This window comes from Paenibacillus vortex V453 (genome assembly GCF_000193415.1).
In the GTDB taxonomy this organism is placed as follows: Bacteria; Bacillota; Bacilli; order Paenibacillales; family Paenibacillaceae; genus Paenibacillus_AQ; species Paenibacillus_AQ glucanolyticus.
Genome location: NZ_ADHJ01000037.1, coordinates 177611 through 199140, shown reverse-complemented (window position 1 = coordinate 199140; position 21530 = coordinate 177611). Strand labels below are relative to the sequence as shown.

Sequence of the window (21530 nt, the reverse complement as noted above, 5' to 3'; positions counted from 1 at the left end):
AACAGAGAATATTCCATTCCCGTGAAACTTAACGGCTTATACAATGATGAATAAATGCATCAATGCTGGAGAGGTGAGAGATTTTGAGTGAAGTGCTGCTGCAGATGGAAGGAATCACGAAGGAATTTCCGGGTGTGCTGGCATTGAACAACTGCCAATTTGAGCTGCGGCGCGGCGAAGTTCATGCGCTGATGGGTGAGAATGGTGCGGGCAAGTCGACCATGATGAAGATTTTGACCGGCGTGTACCAGAAGGATGAAGGTACAGTTACGTACCAGGGGAAACCCGTGGAGTTAACGAATCCGAAAGCGGCTCAAGACGCCGGAATCAGCATGATTCATCAGGAACTGAACCTGGCGCCGGACTTGACGGTTGCTCAGAATATATTCATCGGTCGTGAGCCACGGCGAAGGCTCCGTCTGTTTCTGGATGATCAGGCGCTGCACCGGCAGGTGAAGGCATTGTTCCAGCGAATGGGGCTTGATATGGACCCAGCCGTTCAGGTATCGGAATTAACGGTAGCCAAGCAGCAGATGGTGGAGATCGCCAAGGCCTTGTCCTATAACGCGGATGTACTGGTTATGGATGAGCCGACGGCAGCTTTAAGCGAGACCGAGATCGAAGATTTGTTCCGCATCATTCGTCAGCTTCGCGCCGACGGAGTTGGAATCGTTTACATTTCGCATCGAATGGACGAAATCAAGCGGATTACGGATCGCATTACGGTGATGCGCGACGGGCAGTACATCGATACGGTGTTGACGGCTGAAGTCACCACCCAGGATATTATATCCAAGATGGTTGGCCGGCAGATTTACGAGACCTCGAAGCCGGAAGCCGCGGCAGGCGAGCGCGAGACGGTATTGGAGGTGAAGGGGCTGAATCAAAGCAGAGCCTTGAGAGATATTAGCTTCACCCTGAGAAAAGGAGAGATTCTAGGCATTGCGGGTCTGGTGGGTGCGGGGCGCACCGAGCTTGCGCGAGCGATATTCGGTGCGGACCGTATCCAATCCGGAGAGATATACATCCATGGCTCCAGGGTAAAGATGAGAGGCCCGCATGACGCGGTACGTCTAGGCATCGGGTATTTATCCGAAGACCGCAAGCGATACGGATGCGTTGTTGACCTGGATGTGAAGAGCAATGTGGTCATTGCTTCCTACCCTGAATTTCTCCGTCCCGGTGGATGGATGAATACGGAGAAGATTCGCAAGCAGGCGGAGGATATGGTCGAACGATTGAAGGTCAAAAACGCCGCATGTTGACCAGGAGGTAAAGTTCCTCTCCGGCGGCAATCAGCAGAAAGTGGTCATTGGCAAATGGCTGACGCGCGATTGCGATATTCTGATCTTCGATGAACCTACGCGCGGGATTGACGTGGGGGCGAAGAGCGAAATTTACAGATTGCTGAACGAACTTGCGGCGCAGGGCAAATCAATCATCATGATCTCGTCGGAACTGCCTGAGATTCTGCGGATGAGTCATCGGATTCTCGTGATGTGTGAAGGCCGGATTACAGGCGAACTGGATCATGAAGAGGCTACCCAAGAAATCATTATGCATCTGGCAACAGCGAGAATGTAAGCCGTTATCCATACACGTCAGGAGGAATTAGTAGATGAACATTCAAATCAAGTCAGGTGCGCTTCAGCAAGTGCTGGCGCTTGCAAGTTTGGTCGTTCTCATTGTTTTCTTCACGATTTCATCCAGCAATTTTTTTCAGTTCTCCAATATCGTGGGGATTCTTCTCTCCACTGCCGTGATCGGCGTGCTGGCTCTGGGTTCAACCTTTGTCATTATTACGGGAGGCATTGATTTATCGGTTGGTACGGTCATGACACTCAGCGGCGTTATGACAGGGGTATGCATTACGTTCTGGGGTTTGCCGGTTCCTGTTGGTATCCTTGGAGGCATATTGACGGGCGCTTTATGCGGACTTCTGTCCGGAACGGCGGTTGCGAAAATGAAGATCCCGCCTTTTATCGCCACGCTGGCGATGATGATGATAGCAAAAGGGCTGGCGTTAATCATCTCAGGGGCGAAGCCGGTATATTTCAACGACGCCGAGAGTTTTGCAGAGGTCTCCCAAGGCAGCGTGTTGGGCTGGTTGATACCGGGACTCGATATTCCGAATGCAGTGGTCATTTTCTTTGTTGCCGCTATTGTCGGATATCTTATCCTATCGAAGACCATTATCGGCCGATATAACTTTGCGCTTGGCAGCAACGAAGAGGCGACCCGATTGTCGGGCGTTAATGTAGGCTTCTGGAAAATCGTAATCTACACCTTAACCGGCGCCTTTACCGGCCTGGCCGGCGTCATGATGGCATCGAGATTGAATTCGGCCAATCCGGCGCTGGGTGCCGGGTATGAGCTGGAAGCTATCGCAGCGGTGGTGATTGGGGGAACTTCACTCAGCGGAGGGAAGGGCACCATTATCGGAACGGTCATCGGTGCTCTGATCATGAGTGTGCTGACGAATGGATTGCGCATTCTGTCTGTGCCTCAGGAGTGGCAGACCGTTGTGGTCGGGTTTGTTATCATTCTTGCGGTGTATGCGGATATTCTTCGCAGACGTAAAGCGTGAAGCGTTTCAAGCGTTTCAATGACGGAATTAAGCTCGATCAGAAGCAGATTGGTTGTGTAGAAACTTCCGGAATGGAGTTCTATAGATGTACATTACTGAAACATAAGGAGAGATTGAGATTATGAAAAAGCTTTTCGTATTGGCTCTGTTTCTCATGCTGACTGCAGGCTTGCTGGCGGCTTGCGGCGGATCAGGCAGTACAGCGACAGGTACCGATAGTCCAAGTGAAGGCGGTTCAAGCTCAGGCACCGGTGCCGAAGGTGAAATCTATATCCCGATCATTTCCAAGGGCTTTCAGCATCAATTCTGGCAGGCGGTGAAAGCTGGAGCTGAGCAGGCTGGGCAGGAGCTGGGCGTACGGATTACCTTTGAAGGACCGGAAACGGAATCCCAGGTGGATAAGCAGATCGAAATGCTGCAGGCTGCACTGGACAAGAAACCAAGCGCGATCGGGTTCGCTGCACTGGATAGTCAGGCTTCGATCCCTTATCTGAAAAAAAGCCCAGGAGAACAATATTCCGGTGATCGCCTTTGATTCCGGCGTGGAGAGCGACATTCCGGTAACCACTGCTTCAACAGACAATTTGGCAGCATCTGCTCTTGCAGCGGATAAGATGGCGGAGCTCATCGGGAATGAAGGCAAAATCGCGATGGTGGTCCATGACCAGACAAGTGTCACGGGCGTAAGCCGTCGCGACGGCTTCAAGAAGCAGATCGAAGACAAGTATCCGAATATTGAGATCGTTGATATCCAATATGGGGGCGGAGATCATCTGAAATCCACGGACCTTGCCAAAGCGATGATGCAGGCACACCCGGATTTGAAAGGGATTTTCGGGGCGAATGAAGGATCTGCGGTCGGTGTCATTAATGCGGTAACGGAGATGAAGAAGGAAGGCCAGATCGTGGTGGTCGGCTTCGATTCCGGAAAAGCGCAGATCGATGCCATCAAGAACGGAACGATGGCGGGAGCCATCACGCAAAACCCGGTCGGCATCGGATATGAGACGGTGAAAGCGGCTGTTGCCGCTATCAAAGGAGAGAAGGTAGAACCGCAGATTGATACGGGCTTCTACTGGTATGATAAAAACAACATCGATAGTGACGAAATCAAAGCCGTTATTTATGAATAAAATGAATGAAGGGGAGTCCAAGATGGACTCCCCTTAACGCGGCATCCGCTTACGCAGATGCCACCTCCATATTCTGAATCAATTCGTTCAGCCTCCTTTCCGATCATTTAGTCCGGCCGGACAACTATATTAAACCACAGCAGCTGGTGAGACAGAAGCGAATAAATGACCTTAATTGTTTTTTACCTGGGCACTAGCATGTTATCGAAAATATTTTCGCGGAAAAGGAGAGCCTGCAAACCCTTGTCCCACCACATTACTTACTTCGCCGTAAGTATCTCACTTATAAGTACGTACTTCCATAAAGTAAAGTAATGGCTCTACAATGAGCGTGTAACAGCTAACCAATACGCTCATAAGGAGAGATTAACAATATGGAACTTCAATTGGCATTAGACCTGGTGAATATTTCGGAAGCAAAGGAAGTGGTGGCCGAGGTAGCCGAGTTTATCGATATCGTGGAGATTGGAACACCGGTTGTCATTAACGAGGGCCTTCACGCCGTAAAAGCTATCAAGGAGGCATTTCCGCATCTGCGCGTGCTTGCTGACCTTAAAATTATGGATGCTGGCGGTTATGAAGTGATGAAGGCATCCGAGGCTGGTGCGGACATTATCACGGTATTGGGTGTATCCGATGACTCTACCATCAAAGGCGCCGTGGCTGAAGCCCTGAAGCAAGGCAAACAGGTGATGGTGGACATGATTAATGTGAAGGATATCGAGGGAAGAGCACGGGAGATTGATGCATTCGGTGTGGATTACATTTGCGTGCATTCCGGTTATGACCATCAGGCGGAAGGCAAAAACTCCTTCGAAGAATTGGCAGCGATCAAACGTGTAGTCAAAAATGCCAAGACAGCCGTTGCAGGAGGAATCAAGCTGGAGACTCTGCCTGAGGTGATCCAAGCGAACCCCGATCTCGTAATCGTTGGCGGTGGAATCACGGGCCAATCGGATAAGAAAGCCGCTGCTGCCCAAATGCAGCAATGGGTTAAGCAGGCTTAAGGACGATGGATAAACCGATTTTTCAACATGCAGATGTGATTGCCAGGGAGATCTCGGAATCTGTACAGAAGGTCGATGGTACCCAGATTAAGGAATTGATCAAACGAATTATGAGATCCGAGTCTATCTTTGTAGCGGGAGGCGGAAGATCCGGTCTGATGATCCGATCTTTTGCCATGCGGTTGATGCAGATGGGATACAAGGTCCATGTTGTGGGTGATACGGTAACTCCGGCTATTGGAGAGAGGGATCTGATCCTGATCGGTTCAGGCTCCGGCGAGACGCAGAGCTTGGTGGCCATGGCCCAGAAGGCCAAAAGCATCGGTTCTGCCTTAGCGGTTGTAACCATTAAGCCCGAATCCCGATTGGGTAAACTATCAGATACGGTTGTTGTGCTTCCAGGCGCAACCAAAGACCAGAATCAGGATAATCTCGTAACCGTTCAACCGATGGCTTCCTTATTTGAGCAGACCTTGCTGATCGTGCTGGATGCCGTCATACTCAGATTGATGGAACAGAAGAAACTGCAGTCGGACAATATGTTTGGGCTGCACGCCAATCTGGAATAGAAGCTTGATTATGTGAGGTTTTCCATTTTGATGATATGGCCGCGCCCGTTGTATACTATAGGGAGGAAGGGGTGTTAATTATGGCTAGTGAAGTCAAGCAGCGGATTAATCTCAAAGAAATAAACTGCCATAAGGAGTTAACCCTTGCGGTCATCGGCGGCAAATGGAAACTGATCATTCTATGGCATCTTGGCTTGGAAGGCGTCAAACGCTTCGGTGAGCTGAACAGGATGATTCCTCATATCACGCAAAAAATGCTGACCAATCAGCTTCGTGAGCTGGAAGAGGATCAGCTGGTGCATCGAGTGGTTTACCCCGAGGTTCCACCCAGAGTCGAATACTCACTCACGCCTTATGGGGAGAGCTTAATGCCGATCCTGAAACTGATGTACGATTGGGGAAAAGATTACGGCGAGCAGGTTATCTGGAAAGACGGGGATTTGCCTGCTGAGCAAGGTTCAGGACAAGCTACAGTTGAAAAGCTGTAAGCTGTAATACCTCAAAATCGCATATGAATGGCTTCAACATAAATGATAGCAGCAGAGGATTAACTCTAACGATAAGCAGATAAAAGAGCATGTTAAATCATAGAGGGCAGCTCATCATCATGACTCACGCCCTCGCTGTAATATGGTATAAACCTCCGGTACATAAGGCGCCGGAGGTTTTTTACTGCTTGAGGCGTGTTTTTTTGTACAGAAGGATTGACATTTGAACGGAGGAGATATAATATCAAAACGTATTAATCGTAATGATTACGATTAATGAATGGAGGGAGTTCAATAAATGAATAATACAAGAATACCGGTTACTGTACTTAGCGGCTATCTCGGATCAGGGAAAACAACGGTTCTTAATCATGTATTGCATAACCGTGAGGGATTGAAGGTAGCTGTCATCGTTAATGACATGAGTGAAGTGAATATTGATGCAGATCTGGTTCGAGGAGAGGGAAGCTTGTCGCGCACAGATGAGAAGCTGGTCGAAATGTCCAACGGCTGTATCTGCTGCACGCTTCGGGAAGATCTGGTGCAGGAAGTACAGAAGCTGGCGGAAGAGAAGCGCTTTGATTACATTCTGATTGAATCAACGGGAATAAGCGAGCCCGTGCCTGTCGCGCAGACCTTTGTCTATCCGGATGAGGTCTCGGGTGTGCAGTTGTCTGACCTCGCCAGGCTGGATTGCATGGTAACGGTAGTGGACGCCAACCGATTCTGGAAAGACTTCTCTTCCGGCCAAAGCCTACTCGATCGGAAGGAAGCGCTGGGCGAAGAGGATACGCGGGAAGTAGTCGATCTGTTGATTGATCAGATTGAGATGTGTGATGTGCTGCTGTTGAATAAATGTGATCTGGTAAGCGAAGAGGAATTGACCAAGGTCGAGGGCATACTGCGCAAGCTTCAGCCAAGTGCCAGCATCATTCGTACAGTGAACGGACAGGTTTCCCCTGCGAAAATCCTGAACACCGGGCTTTTTGATTTTGAAAAAGCGAGTCAATCGCCCGGATGGATTCAGGAGCTTCAGAAGGAAGAGCATGTGCCGGAAACGGATGAATACGGCATCAGCTCATTTGTTTACCGGAGAAGAAGACCGTTCCATCCCGAGCGGCTGGCCGAATTCATGGGGGATTGGCCCGAAGAGGTCGTACGCGCCAAAGGAATCGCATGGCTGGCTGTGCGTGAGGATGTGGCTGCAAGCTTAAGTCAGGCGGGTCCCTCCATTCAGTTCGGACCGGCAGGATACTGGATTGCTGCATTAACCGAGCAGGAGCAGCAGGAGCTGATTCAGAGCGAACCGGATATCCGGAGAAAATGGGATGGCGTCTGGGGAGATCGGATGACCGAGCTCGTGATGATTGGCATTCAGATGGAGCGGGAGCAAATCGAGCAGGACCTGGATGGATGTCTGTTAACGGACGAGGAAATGCAGCTTGAATGGTCAACATTTAACAATCCGCTGCCATGGATGGTATTAGAAGAGAATGAGTCCCTTATGTAGGACTATATTTTTTGACTGAAATTAATCGTAATGATTACGCATAAAAACAAGCCTTGATTTGATTATCAAGGCTTGTTTTTTTGTTCTGCCTATCATCCGTTGAGATAAGTGATGGACTGAGCATTCTGGATCGTTTTTGATGTATAATAGGAAGAAGATTCCCAATTCATCGTTTTGATGAAAGAAATCGTTCATTCGAAATTTAATGCTGCAGCATGAACAACATAAATCAGGAGGGCAAGGATATGGCCAAGGCAAAAGTACCAAAGAGACCTACTAGAGATGAGTTTGTACTTGAAGAGCTCGGCAATCAACTTACAGAAGCTTACCAAGAGGAATCTGTGATTGTATTAACGGTATGGGGATGGGAAGAGACGGTTCGCGGACAAATCGATCAAATGGACTCCCGAACAGGGAAGGTACATATGAAACATAATGGTGAGGTTACTAAAGTTTCATTTATGGACATCATGGAAGTGAATTATCCCCGGGAATAAATTATGATTCTATCGGAATTACGCATGTGTTTAAACTACCAGTTACCGCAAGGGGTGTCTCATAAGATCTTAGATCTTGTGAGATGCCCCTGTTCCTGCTGGAAGATGCTCCATGTATGAAACGTTCCTCCCATCGCGGTTGCACTCACATCTCTTGGGATTATTTCCACATGATTTTCACTTTATTGCACCACGCCGCTCAGTAAGTCCTCCCATTCCTGTACGATGCGCGTTTTATCCAGACGATGGCCGATGAGTGTGAGATATCCGCGCTGCAGCCGCAGGGTGCTTGGTTGGCATTCCAGCTGTGAACCCGCCCACTGAACAAGTGTGGGGCCAGTCGAGAGCTGAATATAGCCTTTGGCTCGTATCAGGCTGGACCTGCGCGCGGTCAAAAAGGCTTCGATCACACTTATGCGAAGCGGGATAGGGGTTGGCGCGGATAACGTTAAGGTATCCAGACCCGAGAAGGAGGGATTTGTCTGCTCTGACTCCACTCCATGTTGATGGCGGTGATTCGCGAATATTGGGGCTCCCTGGGGATGAGGCTCATGTTTGAGGGCCTCTTCACTCCATGGTGTGTCTTGAATTTGATCTGTGAGAACATCCGCTGGCAGTGAGAATTCACGAAACACTTCCAGCTCATCTATACGGCTGTAATCGGTCACGGACAGGCTTGCGGCCGTGTTTATTTTTCGTATGGAAGTGATGACCTTGTTGAGATGTTTCTCTTCGCATTCCCCCGCTTTGTTAAGGATGATAATATCCGCGAAGCTGATTTGTCCCCGTAGGGTACGGACCAGTTCGCGGCTGGATGCGAAGAAGCTGTTGTATTCCAGAAATTTACTGCCGTCGGCCAAAGCGATTTTGCGCTGGATCGATATACGATCCACAAGGGACGGATCCTGCAGATCCTCAAGAATCTGCTCAGGGTTCGCGACTCCGGTGGTCTCAATAAATATGAGATCAGGCTTCTGATCTAACAGGGTGTTCAGAGCTTGCCCAAGCTCGCTTCGTTTGGTGCAGCAGATGCAGCCGTCAAGCAGCTTCTCGATCGGAAGATCCGGCATTTCGCCGGATACGATAGCCCCATCCACGTCCTGATCGCCCATCTCGTTCATCAATACGGCTGTCTTCCACTGCTGCTTGGCGGCATAATCCAGCAGTCTGAGCAGCAGCGTTGTTTTGCCGCTTCCCAAAAAACCGCTAATCATAATTACAGGCACTTTGCTCATCGGTTCCTTACCTCCCGGTATCTTTAATATTGGAATACAGTTCATCAAACTCCGCCACGGAGTCCGCATTTGTAAAAATGTACGGGGATGCCGGCTGCTCAATCCGTTGAATTTTTTCGGCTTGCACTTGAAGAGTTTTCTCACCATTTAGGGTACTCACCTGGATCGTGCCATCGATCTGAACCCATGTGTCATTGTCAAAAGACGAAGCATTCGCGCCGCGGACAATAATGCCAAACGGGATGGCGTCAGCGGTGCAGCACATGACAAGGAATCGGCTGACGGCAAACGTGTCTTCTAACATATGTTTATCCCGATGGACGAAACCTTGGACTGTAATGGATTTTCCTTGAAACTGCTGTTTATACATATCGATGGCACCGACGGTCTCCGAGAAAATGTCAGGTTCAACCGAAATGACGGAAAGCGTATATAAACGCTTGGCGAGCTCTGCGAATTCCACGCTGTAGATGTCCTTGGCAATAAACAGCTCCTGCTGCGAGGCGTCTTGGGTCGCCGATTGATCAGCAGATAGAGAGTGGTTATTTGTCTCAGAGGCTGCAGAGGCGTTCTGGTCCTCGGCCTTACGGCGGACATCCGGGTTCGGATAGGTGTAGATCATGCCTTTTTTGGAAGCCATGTCGCTTCCAAGAGCTTGATTCGGCAGAAGCTGGCCGAACAGCAGCGGTACTGCGAACAACCCGTAGACGGTCATGTTTTTGACAAAGCCGTTAGGCAGGGGATGCTCGCAATCACACACCTCTCCGGTATCACCCCCAAGAGCGTGCCACAGCATACCGAATGCAATGAATAGAAGCGGGACCGGACAGAGCAGCAGCAGGGTCTGCATGTGTGGAGCCAGGTAATAATGAAGAGAATCTGTAGCATTCAGATGCATGATATAGAAGGCAAGAGCTGCAATGAGCAGCGACCGAAGCACATAATGGCCCCGTATAGCCAAGCTGGAAATCATCGTTTACATCAGCCTCCTCCCCAATAAGCTAACCTCGAAACAGAGCATCAACGGCTATAGAGCCGATAAAGACCAGAGTGATAACCAGCAGGCTTAGACCGATTACGAATTTGGTCTTGAACGTAGCGGACAGCATAAGCAAGCTTTTGAAATCCAGCATCGGGCCGAGAACAAGAAAGGAAACCAGTGGACCGACCGAAAAGCTGTGCGTGAACGCAGACGCGACAAAGGCATCCGAAGTCGAGCAGAGCGACAATATAAACGCAAACCCCATCATGAACAGATATGAGGCGGCAGGACCGTTTCCTAATGCCAACAATTCATCCCTTGGAATGAAGGATTGGATACAGGCGGTCAAGAACGCGCCAAGAACCAGATACTTGGTCATTTCAATTAATTCGTCTCCGGCGTGAACAAACATGCTCCTCCATGTTTTAGGGTGCTCATGCATTTTCCGTCCCCCATTGACGGAGCCCTGTTCGGTAAACTCCTGAAAGGATCGCTTGAGCGGATTATGTTTGGAGAATACATATACGATTAAACCTATCGTCACGGCAACGGCCAATGCTAGTCCCATCCGGCCGCTCACCACTTCGGGATGCGAGCGGAAGGCCATGATGGTTGCGGCGAACACGACCGGATTCAGTATGGGGCCGCTGAGGATAAAGGTGACAGCGATGTAGGCAGGCATCCCTTTTAACATCAACCTTCGGACGACCGGTATCATCCCGCATTCACATATGGGAAGCACGATGCCCAGCATGGAAGCAAACAAGACGCCGATGAGCGGATTTTTGGGTATAAGACGGCGCACCCATTGCTCTTTTACAAACATTTGCAGAAGGGACGAGAGCAGCACGCCTAGCAAAACAAAAGGTAGCGCCTCAAGGAAGATGCCAGTAAAAATGGTTTTGACCTGCTGCATGTCAAGGATTTCGACGAGCCTGGAACCAGAACCATTTTGCAGCCATATCGTTAAGACCGGAATCACGAAGACAAGCGGCAGGATGAAGGGCAGCATTTTGAATACAACGGGATGTTTCATCAAGTCCTCCTGAAGCGAAATGTTCTTAGCACATTCTATGCTTGGACAATCGGCAACATACGTGTTTTTAATAATTTAATCAAAAAGATTACGATTTGGAACAGGCGCATCATCCTGGTAGCGTGAAGTCCAAAGTCATGGTATATTAAAAAAAGTTATCTATGTGTTACTGGCGTAACTTGGGTCACCAAGAGGGAGCACATAGGATCATATGCCGTACGCCTGGGCAAGAGGTAAGGAGACAGAGATGTCGCCTTGCCTCTTTATGTTTATTACAATAACAATGGCGAAGGAGCGGATGTGCAATGAGTAAGGAACCTGTGATTTTGGATGGAAAGCTGGTATCCGACGATATCAAGGCCAAGCTGGCCGTGAAGGTGCAGGAGCTTAAGGAGAAAGGGGTAACCCCATGTCTGGCAACGATATTGGTAGGAGAAGATCCGGCTTCGGCAACCTATGTGCGAATGAAGGGAAATGCCTGTGAGCGGCTTGGAATTATATCCAAAAAAGTGGTGCTAGACGAGTCGACAACAACGGAGGAACTGATGGCTGCCATTCAAGAGCTGAATGAGGATCCCAATGTTCACGGCATTCTGCTGCAGCATCCGGTACCCCATCATATCGATGAACGAGCGGCTTTTGATACCATCCGTATTGAAAAAGATGTGGACGGGGTCACCACGCTTGGGTTCTCGCAAAATGCGTTTGGTTTTGCCGAATATCCTTCCTGTACGCCTGCGGCGATACTTGCGATTATGGATTATTACAACCTGCCGATTGAAGGGAAACATGCCGTCATTGTTGGACGCAGTCCGATTCTCGGCAAGCCGGTATCGATGATGCTGCTGAATCGCAATGCTACGGTTACGATCTGTCATTCGAGAACGAAGGATCTCGCCAATATTGTCTCGCAGGCGGATATTGTTGTTGCTGCCGTAGGCAAACCCAATTTTATTCAAGGGAACTGGATCAAGCCGGGGGCCGTTGTATTGGATGCAGGCTATAACAAAGGGAATATCGGTGACTGCGATTATGAAGCTTGCGCGGAGGCTGCTTCCGCGATTACGCCGGTACCTGCCGGCGTGGGTCCTGTTACGATTGCTACGCTGCTGAAGCATACCGTAGAATCGGCTGAGCGAACCGTATAATCCACCATGAATAAAAGGTAGTCCATATACCGTGAAAACCGCGCCCGGGCGCGGTTTTTGTATGCTTAGGCGTCTTGCCGTTTCAGCCCTGTTTGAAAATAATGCTTGCTCTGAAATGCTTTTCATCATTTACAATGTAGTTACAAGCTTGAGTATACGGAAGAGAGGCGAGCATTATTGATGAAGAGAATGATTTTTTTTTGATATTGATGGAACCCTGCTGGATCATGAGAAGAAGGTACCTGCAACGACACGGGAGTCCATTCGCCAACTACAGGAAGCCGGACACATCGTTGCCATTGCAACAGGGCGTGCTCCGTATCATTTTGAAGAACTGCGTGAGGAACTGGGTATCGATTCGTATGTCTGTTTGAATGGCCAGTATGTGGTGCATGAAGGCAAACCGATCTACGGCAATCCATTAGCGCAGGATTCCTTGCAGCAGCTTACGGAACAGGCTGTTCTTCTTGACCATCCGATTATCTATGCCGGCAGCGAAGCGATGAAGATGAACGTAACCGAGCATGTTCATATCGATTCCAGCTGGGGAGAGCTCAAACTTACAATCCCGGAATATGATCCGGAATATTATCTGGGCAGAGATATTTATCAGGCCATTGTCTTCTGTACGGAGGAAGAGGAATCGGCTTATGCGAAAAGTTTCGAGGGACAGTTTGATTTTGTGCGTTGGGGGCCTTATGGAATCGATGTTCTTCCTGCGGGAGGTTCAAAAGCCCAAGGAATCAAACCATTGATTGATATGCTTGGTATCCAATTAGAGGATACTATCGCCTTTGGCGATTATCTGAATGATCTGGAGATGCTGTCGTACGTGGGTCACGGTGTAGCAATGGGGAATGCGCCGGAGATTGTAAAACAGGCAGCAAGATACGTGACCCGGGATGTTGCTCAGGACGGGATCAAGCACGGCCTTCAAATGCTGGGACTGTTGGATAAGGAACCGCAGGAGATTGTTTAGTCTCTTTTAGAGAAAAAAGTCCGTTACAGCGTGTCAGTTGAAGCTCTCTCTTGAGGGTTATAGACTGGCATGTTGGTTGTTGGCGGAACGATTTAACGAATGATAGGTTTGACGTCCCAAAGGGGGAGTTGTTATTATTAATAACTAATAGTGAGCCGTTGGATGGTGGCAGAGTGGATCATCTGATGGAAATATACCTAGAACAGGTGGAGACCTTATGTCAACAGAACAAACGCATACTCTTATAACCAGTTGGCTATCTTTAACGCAGGTTCAGGCGATGATTACCCATGAGCTGGAACAAACCTTGCAGCAAAAGCATGATTTAACGTTGAATGAATTTTATGTGCTGTTATTTCTATCGGAGTCGCCTGAGAAAAAACTGCGCCTTCAGCAGCTGCAAACCATGGTGGGCCTTAGTCAAAGTGCGATATCGAGACTCGTCAGCCGTTTTGAAGCCAAAAGCTGCGGTGCGATGCAGAGAGCCATCTGCGAGGATGACAGAAGAGGGATCTATACATCGCTAACTCATATCGGTGAAGAGAAGCTGCAAAAAGCGAAAGCTACTGTCCAAGGGGTATTGGAGCAGCAATTCTCTGCGCCTAAGCTGAAGCATGGACTTCAGGATGTATTAAAACAGGTGCAGGCGTGACCATTTTTCAGTCTCCTTATTGACGGATGGTTCTTATTTTGTTATTTTAGATGCATGCGCATGCATTAATAAGTTTGCGAATCAATCTTTTTGAATAGAAGGAGCGTGTTACAATGGAACATTTATTCAGCCCATACAAACTGAAATCTTTAGAATTGAAAAATCGGGTGGTCATGCCGCCGATGTGCCAATACTCCGTAACAAACAAGGACGGAATCGCGACGGATTGGCATTACTTGCACTATACCAGCCGTGCGATTGGCGGAGCGGGACTTGTTATCGTTGAAATGACGGACGTCGAACCGGATGGACGGATTTCCGATTATGACCTCGGTTTATGGTCGGATGATCATATCCCGGCTTTGGCTCGCATCGTTGATGCTGTTCACCAGCATGGTGCGAAGGCAGCGATCCAAATTGCACATGCCGGCCGGAAAGCAGAGGATGCGGAGACACCTGTGGCTCCATCGGCTATTCCGTTTGACGAGAATTCCAAAACGCCCAGAGCTCTTTCAACTGAAGAAGTTCAGCAGATGGTGGAGAAGTTCCGTCTGGCTGTACGCCGTGCGGTGAAGGCGGGATTTGATGCAATTGAGCTGCATGGTGCACATGGTTATCTGATTCATCAGTTCCACTCCCCGTTAACGAACCAAAGAAAAGATGAGTATGGCCAGGATTTAACGAAGTTTGGTAAAGAAGTCATTCAAGCCGCAAAAAGTGAAATGCCGGAAGATATGCCATTAATCATGCGAATCTCTGCAAGAGAATACGTGACAGGCGGTTACGGCATTCAGGAGAGCATCGCTTTCGCCAAAGAATATCAGGCTGCCGGTGTCGACATGTTCCATATCAGCGCAGGCGGCGAGGGACCGATTGCTGCTGAAGGCAGACCGGGCACACATGTGGCATACCAAGTTCCGCTAGCCAGACAAATTAAAGAAGCGCTGCAAGTACCGGTCATAGCTGTTGGCCGTCTGGATGAACCTGCACTGGCGAATGCGGTCGTTGGCAATGAAGAAGCAGATCTCGTTGCCGTTGGAAGAGGAATGCTTCGGAACCCTTACTGGGCATTGGAGGCTGCAGCTGTCCTGCAGAAGGAGACGGCAATTCCGACACAGTATCAGAACGGATTTCCCAGAAAATCGAGATAAGGTAGGCAAGATGAACATGTAACTGCCAATGAACGATAATGTTGGTATACCAGGTTCCCTGACGTGAACATCCACAGTATCCCTGTAATGGGTTGAGCATAAATAGAGAAGGTTATCTTACGGTCCGTCACGGCTGTAGGATAACCTTTTTTTGCGTACAAGCAATTGGCCGGATTTGGTAAGTCATCAAACTTGGCAGTAGTTAACATAAGGCCATCTAAAATAATTTTAAATGATCATTAATGTCTTATTTACATTAGTGTGTGACATACAGTATAATCCTTTCCAGGAGATGATGATATGCCAGAGGATCAGGACATTTTAAACAGTATGGTGCAGGAGCTTCGGCGAGGTACGATCATCCTTGGTGTTCTCAGCCAGTTGTCCGAGCCGCAGTATGGTTATTCATTAGTGACCATATTGCAGGAGAGGGGGATCAACGTGGAAGCGGGTACGCTCTACCCGTTGCTGCGACGGCTGGAGAAACAAGGCTTGCTTAACAGCGAGTGGGATACAAATGAAGCCCGGCCGAGGAAATATTACATCATAAGTCAGACAGGCAAGGATATATATCGGCAGCTCTACCATGAATGGAAAGATATGATGACAAGTCTGGAGGGACTTATAAATGACAAGGGGGACTAAAGTGATGGATCTGATTAACAGGTATATTTATGCGGTGACCCAGAAGCTGCCCGAATCGCAGCGGGCGGATATTGAGAAGGAGCTTCAAGGACTCGTCGAAGACATGCTGGAAGATCGGGGAGCCGACAGGGAGACCGCTAGTTTGGAAGAAGTGGAGCAGGTGCTGCTTGAGCTCGGCCCCCCCGTGGAAATGGCAGCCAGATACAGAGGAAGGGAAAGGTATCTCATTGGTCCTGGTTTGATTGACAGCTATTGGTCCGTCCTAAGGATTGTTCTGTATTCGATAGCCGTTGCTCTTGGGATCGTCTACATCGTTAATTTCTTTATAAGCACGGAACCCACTGCCGAGAAGCTGCTGGAATACCTTGTCTCGCTGCTTAGCGTAGGAATCCACGGATTTGCCTGGGTAACCGTTATTTTTGCCTTTATCGAATACCGCGGGGCTCGCCAAGTCTCCAATGATCCATGGAAACCCTCGGAATTGCCTGCAATTCCAGAACCAGCCACCCGGATTAAACCGAGCGAGCCGGTGCTTGGCATCCTCTTTTCCGTGCTGTTCTTTGTCCTGTTCACGTTTTCCATTAACTTGATCGGTGTTCATCGATTTGCTGAACACTCGATCGCCATTCCGGTGTTTGAACAGGCTGCCTTCGCCAAGTATTTGCCGCTGATATGGCTTCTTACCGCCTTCAGCATATTCAATGAAGCCAGGAAATTAATCACAAGAAAGTGGACGCCGCAGCTTGCCGTCATGCATGTTATATTTAACATTGCTTCCGTTATCGTTGCGGTGATCCTGTTCTCCGATATGACGATTTGGAATCCGATATTCATGGATCAGCTCGTTCAATCAGGACTTGTAACAACGGGAGATGGATCGTATGAGACCGTAAAGTTAATTTGGGATCGATCCAGGGACGGCCTCATTTACATTATTGTGGTCATCGCCCTTATTGATACCGTATCTGTCGTGATGAAACGGTTTCGGAGAAAGGAAGGAAATACGGCGTTAACCAAGTAAAGACAACAGGTTGAAACAAAGGGTATCCCAACAGATTTTGGATCTGGCGGGATGCTCTTTTTTTGTTGTTAAGAGATGCCATAGGAACCAATCGCTCATACCCACTTTTTCCGCATTCACTGGGGACAGGTTCTGATCATCACCGAGTAGTTATGCGGTTGGCTAGACCATGGACGACACTGCGCCATTCGAATAAGCATAGAATATGGAGCGAAGCAAATATTTTTTTGACAGAAATGTGAATGATATGTGTCAAAATTATGTACAATGGTGTTATAATAAGGAAAGAAGAAAATGAAAACCCTTACAGAACGAACGGAGCTGATGATTATGAAATTCGCAATTCACTATTCTACAAGAATGAAAGACATTATTTTATTTGCTCTGGTAATTAGCATCATGATGTTTCAAGTTGCGACACTGACGGAATATTCGTATCCTGTCCTATTCTATATGCAGATGGTTGTGAATGTCGTTATTGTTGCGGCATTAGGAATTGAAGCTTATGCACGTTTGGTAAAGCGTGAAGTCCAGATTGACGGGAATTCCGATACGATTACAATTAATGGTGTTGAAGTTCATGCCGGTCAGATTCGTGAGATTAAGGTTTCCGGATGTCACAAGGCCGCTTTTCAATTCATTCTCAAGGATAAGAGCGTACCCCCTATGTACTGCTGTTTTAAATTTGAAGAGAAGAATTGCGAAGGAATTCGGGAGCTGACACGCTGGGCCGAACAAAATCAGATTTCAATCCGCAAAGTCGGGCCGCAGACCCGTTCCGGCATGATTCTCTCGTCCAATGGATAATATGGCCAAGTCACATCGTGAATAGGAGCACCTGAACCGTCGAAGGATAGGTTACAGGTGCTTTTTATATGGAATATGAAATCATTGATCATTGTAATTTTCGCTGCAGAAGAAAGTTTAGCTAAAGTTAAGCTTCTGTTTCGATCAAGATAAATCTCATCAGGTATACTTGGGTCATAGTGGACCCGTATACATATGGAGGAGGACTTGAATATGGTAGATGCTCCGAAATTAATGCTTGATGGGGAACATCGCGTGCTGTATGAGCTTTTTGAGGAGGAATTGCGAGCACTTGTAACGGTGGAACAATTCGAAGCGATGTCCAAGGAATATACGGCTGGAGTGAGTGCGTTCCATCTCGTTCTGGACAACACGATGAACAAACTTCGAATGATTCACTGGATGGATGACAGCGGGACAAAAGGAATCCAAGCCATGATCGATGAAGCGGGCATGATTGTCGGATTCATGTTATCGCCTCTTGAGAGATTTTCGGAATCGGATAGCCGTTATTCGGCAACAACGTTCAAATTGCCGTTTAAGGGGAAATGGTATGTGTTCTGGGGAGGCGAGCATGTGATGGACAATTATCATTACGTGGAGGAGAGCCAGCGGTATGCCATCGATGTTGTGAGAACGGAGGAAGGGATGACCTACCATGGGGATCCCGATTTGAACGAAAGTTACTTCGCGTTTGGAGAAGAAATTCTAGCAGGTGCCAGCGGTAAAGTGATTGCCATTGAGAACAACATCGCGGATAACGTGCCTGTCGGAGTGGTAAACGAAACCGAACCTGCAGGAAATTATGTCATCATCGATCATGGCAGCCATGAATACAGCCTGTATGCGCATCTTAAGCTGGGATCGGTGTGCGTGTTGGAGGGGACGGACGTGGAATCGGGTGATCGGATTGGGTTGTGTGGCAATTCCGGCAATTCCAGTGAGGCACATCTGCATTTTCAAGTGTCGGATCATCCAGATCTGTTTAGAGACGGCACGAAATCTCTTAACATCAACTGGCTGGGAGATGTAAAGGTAAGAAAAGGTGAAATTGTAGACGGCGGGAAATAACGCATCCATAACATAAACAGGGCCTGGAATTATTCCAGGCCCTGTTCTACATATAGTTGATAAACTCTCTGGCACACCTGCTGCGGCCCCGATTCACATTAGCTGCTGCAGCCGCCTCCGCAACTGCTGCCGCAGGACGAACCGCTGCTGCAGGAGGATCCGCTGCCGGAGTCCGAGCCACCGCCGGACCCGCAAGCCGAAGCAGCGGTGCAAGAGGAGCTGCTGCTGCTCTTATAAAGCTCCCGCTCATCAGGGATCATATGATCTGAGAATTGCTCGGGTGCGTTCCAAGCATAATAAACGGCCGCCGCCAGCAGCACATCGCTATTGCGGAAATTAACCAGCTTCCGATTACGCGGCTGCTCCGCCTCGGCTGCTCTAATCCGATCCTGCAAATCATGAATGACGGCATCAATCGCCGTACGTGCCGCAGGCATGCTCTCATAAGTCCAAGCGTTAAAACGCTTCTGACCATGATTCCCGGCGAAATGGCCAGAACCGTAGTCCTTCAGCTCTTCGCGTGGCAGCGGGACGCGGAAGAATGCTCCCCATAGCTTGGCGCTGTATTCATGCCAGCCAAATAATTGGACATAGACCGTGTCAAACCATGCCCGTTCATTCGGGATGGGAACATGTTCGCTTCCGGTGTTGGGAGCGTGATGAAGCATACGGCCAAGAAAGCGCTCCGAGAACTGTTGATACTCGTATGTATACATCAGCATTTCATGCCACACTTCGTCCACGTCTTTGCTGAACATCGGGACTCGGTCCAGAACAGCGCACAGGATAAAAAAACGTTTCAGCTCTTGCCATCGCCATTCATATTCCGGTTCTGACATGTCCGGATGCTCACTCATTACTCTCTGCTTCAGCATGTTCTGATAGGTATAAGGCAGGGCGGCCTCCAGTCTGCCGGCAAGCTCACTTGCAGGGCTTCCCGCTTTCACGATGGGCGGCAAATCGGGTGTTTTCCCGCGTCGAGGCTTATTCTCTTTAGGGAGCCGCTGACTATTAATATTACGCAACGAGCGCTTGAAGACAAATAAAGCAATAATCCATAAATCCACCAAAATAAAACAAATGATCAGGATCCAAATGGATGTGTTCATAAGGTATTCCTCCTGTCTATTTGTGTCCGGAGCCAGCTTATCGTTCCTCTCCTTGAGTAAATTATTGCAGGAGTCACGAGTGTTTGGCAATTGAAATTGCCGATTCCGTTATAACTTGAATGTAGGGGCTTCTTTATGATACATTCCCTGTGTCTGGAAATATACATCTGGACAATCTTAAAGCTATCGATTTAATGAATGGCAATTATGTTTATTATAGGAGCATACATATGTTAACAGGTTGGAAACTTTCAGTATTAGGTATTATTATTGTAGGGATTACCGGCATCGCTGCTTCTTTATATGGCCTGATTGAACCAGGCCGGGCGATCGGGTTATTCGTAGTTTTCGTTCTATTCATTGGAGCCCTGGAGCTGATGGAACGAATCAGGAACCGCAGGAAGAAGAGAGGGGAAGTGCAATCTTCGAAGCGAGGATGACACAGACAGCAAGGAGGGAGCTTATGAAGTGTATAGCGATGCAGCCCTATTACAAAATCAACCGAGTCGTGGATGGCATCGAACAACGAACCGAGGAGCAAGGCCGGGAGATGCTCTTGTATGAGGATCGAATCGTCACGAAATACCGCGAGTTCCCGATTAAGCAGGTGTTTGACCTCTCGTATCGGCCTCTGGGAGGCGGCGGTGGTTTTTTATATTTGCATACCCAGCAAGGCGTGTACTCTTACACGGTGAAGGATGATCCGCAGTCTTTTATTGCAGCTTTTAAAAATCTATAAGAGATCGTGATGGACTGATCCTAGTCTCAGGTCCAGTGCATATCCTCGTCTGCAGCACGTGTGCGAATGCGGCGCTTGCATATAAACTGGTTATATATTTTAAGGGACGGATTAGGGGGCCAAGGCGTGGATACGCTATTAGATTTTATTGAACAGATCGGGCATTATGCGCTATTTCTTGTATTATGCCTTGGATTGGTCGGCCTTCCTGTGCCTAATGAAGTCGTGGCCATGACCGGTGGAGCGTTAGCGGCATCCGAGATTTTATCACCGGTACCGTCTTTTTTTATGACTTTTCTCGGGGTATGCTCAGGCTCGACGGTAGGATTTATGCTCAGTCGGTTTACCGCAAGCAAACTGTTAAACCGCGTTGGGGAAAAATCGAAAATTCGCGAGTTTCTTAATGTATCCGAACGACTGACTCACCAATACGGCAACTATGCGATCTGCATCAGCGCTTTCTTACCGATATTGCGCAACGTAACTCCCTATGCGGTAGGCATGAAGGGGATGCCCTATCGAAGATTTGCGATGTTCTCCTATTCCGCGTCCTTGGTATGGACCATCGGTTATTTTTCTCTGGGGATGTTTGTTGGGGATCAGGTGGTTGATCACATTGGACTGATGATTAACCGTTACGGTTACTATGTGGCAGCTGTAGTTGCTGGTCTCGCCGTCATCATGATCATATCGTGGCTGATCCGGAGAAAAAAGCGAAGCAAAGAAAACAGTGAAATTCAGTTTCACGGATAGACAGCCACAGGACAAGGACTATGGCTGATCCGGTCCGGATTCCGGCGATTTCCGAATGATTTTTATATATTCTCTAGGCGAGAACCATCGGGACTCCTCTTGGAAATCCTGCATTTGATACCTTTGTATATAAGACGTGTTGTCCGGTTGATAGCGTGATCGTGTACGACTATCGGTTAGGATGGCTGCAGCTAAAATAACGACAAAAATGATAGCGCAAACCAATGTTTTTTTGATTATCATGGGAACCACTCCTTTATATACAGTGATTTCCTGATTGATCACATTTCATTCCAACATAACCTTTGACAAAGTTTTGCTCACAAGATATACTGATTTTCAGTGTGATTCGAAAAAATACCATATGGTTTTACCCGGAGGAGCCTGCCATCAGCGGGCTCTTTTTGTGTT

Annotated in this window: 21 protein-coding genes, 2 pseudogenes and 1 riboswitch; of the genes and pseudogenes, 19 read left to right on the top strand and 4 right to left on the bottom strand. The window is 48.4% G+C overall.

Features of this window, described 5'->3' with window-relative positions:
- Positions 1-83: 83 nt before the first annotated feature.
- The 8 genes and pseudogenes from PVOR_RS18695 to PVOR_RS18660 all read left to right on the top strand — a co-directional run bounded on the left by PVOR_RS18695 (position 84) and on the right by PVOR_RS18660 (position 7791).
- Positions 84-1584: pseudogene (locus tag PVOR_RS18695) on the top strand (sugar ABC transporter ATP-binding protein).
- A gap of 34 nt (positions 1585-1618) precedes the next feature.
- On the top strand, positions 1619-2587 hold the full coding sequence (locus PVOR_RS18690; RefSeq protein ID WP_006211005.1) for an ABC transporter permease: 969 nt from the start codon (positions 1619-1621) through the stop codon (positions 2585-2587).
- Positions 2588-2699: 112 nt separating this feature from the next.
- Positions 2700-3720 (top strand): annotated as a pseudogene (locus PVOR_RS18685) (ABC transporter substrate-binding protein).
- Positions 3721-4094: 374 nt separating this feature from the next.
- Positions 4095-4727 carry a 3-hexulose-6-phosphate synthase gene (hxlA, locus tag PVOR_RS18680; RefSeq protein ID WP_006211004.1) on the top strand — a complete coding sequence of 211 codons (633 nt, stop codon included), beginning with the start codon at positions 4095-4097 and terminating at the stop codon, positions 4725-4727.
- A 5-nt stretch (positions 4728-4732) separates the two neighbouring features.
- On the top strand, positions 4733-5296 hold the full coding sequence (hxlB, locus tag PVOR_RS18675; RefSeq protein ID WP_006211003.1) for a 6-phospho-3-hexuloisomerase: 564 nt from the start codon (positions 4733-4735) through the stop codon (positions 5294-5296).
- 80 nt (positions 5297-5376) lie between these two features.
- Entirely contained in the window at positions 5377-5784 is a 408-nt protein-coding gene (locus PVOR_RS18670) for a winged helix-turn-helix transcriptional regulator (protein ID WP_006211002.1), read from the top strand.
- 298 nt (positions 5785-6082) lie between these two features.
- Positions 6083-7294 (top strand): GTP-binding protein, encoded by a 1212-nt coding sequence (locus PVOR_RS18665; protein WP_006211001.1) that lies wholly within the window; start codon positions 6083-6085, stop codon positions 7292-7294.
- A gap of 245 nt (positions 7295-7539) precedes the next feature.
- Complete coding sequence (locus PVOR_RS18660; protein ID WP_006211000.1) at positions 7540-7791, top strand: YolD-like family protein; 252 nt, start codon at positions 7540-7542, stop codon at positions 7789-7791.
- Positions 7792-7973: 182 nt separating this feature from the next.
- Here the strand turns inward: PVOR_RS18660 and PVOR_RS18655 are convergent, their stop codons facing one another.
- The 3 genes from PVOR_RS18655 to PVOR_RS18645 are packed head-to-tail and all read right to left on the bottom strand — an operon-like array spanning position 7974 to position 11044.
- A complete protein-coding gene (locus PVOR_RS18655) occupies positions 7974-9026 on the bottom strand; it encodes a CobW family GTP-binding protein (RefSeq protein ID WP_006210999.1) in 1053 nt (350 codons plus the stop codon).
- Between the two features lie 7 nt (positions 9027-9033).
- A complete protein-coding gene (locus PVOR_RS18650) occupies positions 9034-9999 on the bottom strand; it encodes a TIGR03943 family putative permease subunit (protein ID WP_006210998.1) in 966 nt (321 codons plus the stop codon).
- 28 nt (positions 10000-10027) lie between these two features.
- Positions 10028-11044, bottom strand: coding sequence for a permease (locus PVOR_RS18645; protein ID WP_006210997.1), 1017 nt, complete (start codon positions 11042-11044; stop codon positions 10028-10030).
- A 155-nt stretch (positions 11045-11199) separates the two neighbouring features.
- Positions 11200-11279, top strand: a riboswitch (ZMP/ZTP riboswitch).
- Between the two features lie 70 nt (positions 11280-11349).
- Between PVOR_RS18645 and PVOR_RS18640 the strand changes: the two genes are divergently transcribed.
- The 8 genes from PVOR_RS18640 to PVOR_RS18605 all read left to right on the top strand — a co-directional run bounded on the left by PVOR_RS18640 (position 11350) and on the right by PVOR_RS18605 (position 18518).
- Positions 11350-12192 carry a bifunctional 5,10-methylenetetrahydrofolate dehydrogenase/5,10-methenyltetrahydrofolate cyclohydrolase gene (locus PVOR_RS18640; RefSeq protein WP_006210996.1) on the top strand — a complete coding sequence of 281 codons (843 nt, stop codon included), beginning with the start codon at positions 11350-11352 and terminating at the stop codon, positions 12190-12192.
- A gap of 205 nt (positions 12193-12397) precedes the next feature.
- On the top strand, positions 12398-13171 hold the full coding sequence (locus PVOR_RS18635) for a Cof-type HAD-IIB family hydrolase (protein WP_040680740.1): 774 nt from the start codon (positions 12398-12400) through the stop codon (positions 13169-13171).
- A gap of 217 nt (positions 13172-13388) precedes the next feature.
- Complete coding sequence (locus PVOR_RS18630) at positions 13389-13823, top strand: MarR family winged helix-turn-helix transcriptional regulator (protein WP_006210994.1); 435 nt, start codon at positions 13389-13391, stop codon at positions 13821-13823.
- A gap of 113 nt (positions 13824-13936) precedes the next feature.
- Positions 13937-14974 carry an NADH:flavin oxidoreductase/NADH oxidase gene (locus PVOR_RS18625; protein ID WP_006210993.1) on the top strand — a complete coding sequence of 346 codons (1038 nt, stop codon included), beginning with the start codon at positions 13937-13939 and terminating at the stop codon, positions 14972-14974.
- A gap of 300 nt (positions 14975-15274) precedes the next feature.
- Positions 15275-15619: a PadR family transcriptional regulator gene (locus PVOR_RS18620; RefSeq protein ID WP_006210992.1), complete on the top strand. Its 345-nt coding sequence runs from the start codon at positions 15275-15277 to the stop codon at positions 15617-15619.
- Between the two features lie 4 nt (positions 15620-15623).
- Positions 15624-16640, top strand: a complete 1017-nt coding sequence (locus PVOR_RS18615) for a hypothetical protein (protein ID WP_006210991.1) — start codon at positions 15624-15626, stop codon at positions 16638-16640.
- A gap of 330 nt (positions 16641-16970) precedes the next feature.
- Positions 16971-17447 (top strand): hypothetical protein, encoded by a 477-nt coding sequence (locus PVOR_RS18610; RefSeq protein WP_036637414.1) that lies wholly within the window; start codon positions 16971-16973, stop codon positions 17445-17447.
- 213 nt (positions 17448-17660) lie between these two features.
- Complete coding sequence (locus PVOR_RS18605; RefSeq protein WP_006210989.1) at positions 17661-18518, top strand: M23 family metallopeptidase; 858 nt, start codon at positions 17661-17663, stop codon at positions 18516-18518.
- 98 nt (positions 18519-18616) lie between these two features.
- Here the strand turns inward: PVOR_RS18605 and PVOR_RS18600 are convergent, their stop codons facing one another.
- A complete protein-coding gene (locus PVOR_RS18600) occupies positions 18617-19627 on the bottom strand; it encodes a hypothetical protein (RefSeq protein ID WP_006210988.1) in 1011 nt (336 codons plus the stop codon).
- Between the two features lie 230 nt (positions 19628-19857).
- On the opposite strand from PVOR_RS18600, the gene PVOR_RS18595 reads away from it, so the two are divergent.
- From PVOR_RS18595 to PVOR_RS18585, 3 genes are all read left to right on the top strand, one after another.
- Positions 19858-20067 (top strand): hypothetical protein, encoded by a 210-nt coding sequence (locus PVOR_RS18595; RefSeq protein WP_006210987.1) that lies wholly within the window; start codon positions 19858-19860, stop codon positions 20065-20067.
- 23 nt (positions 20068-20090) lie between these two features.
- Positions 20091-20366 carry a hypothetical protein gene (locus tag PVOR_RS18590; RefSeq protein ID WP_040680739.1) on the top strand — a complete coding sequence of 92 codons (276 nt, stop codon included), beginning with the start codon at positions 20091-20093 and terminating at the stop codon, positions 20364-20366.
- A gap of 126 nt (positions 20367-20492) precedes the next feature.
- Positions 20493-21119 (top strand): DedA family protein, encoded by a 627-nt coding sequence (locus tag PVOR_RS18585; RefSeq protein ID WP_006210985.1) that lies wholly within the window; start codon positions 20493-20495, stop codon positions 21117-21119.
- The last annotated feature ends 411 nt before the right edge of the window (positions 21120-21530 follow it).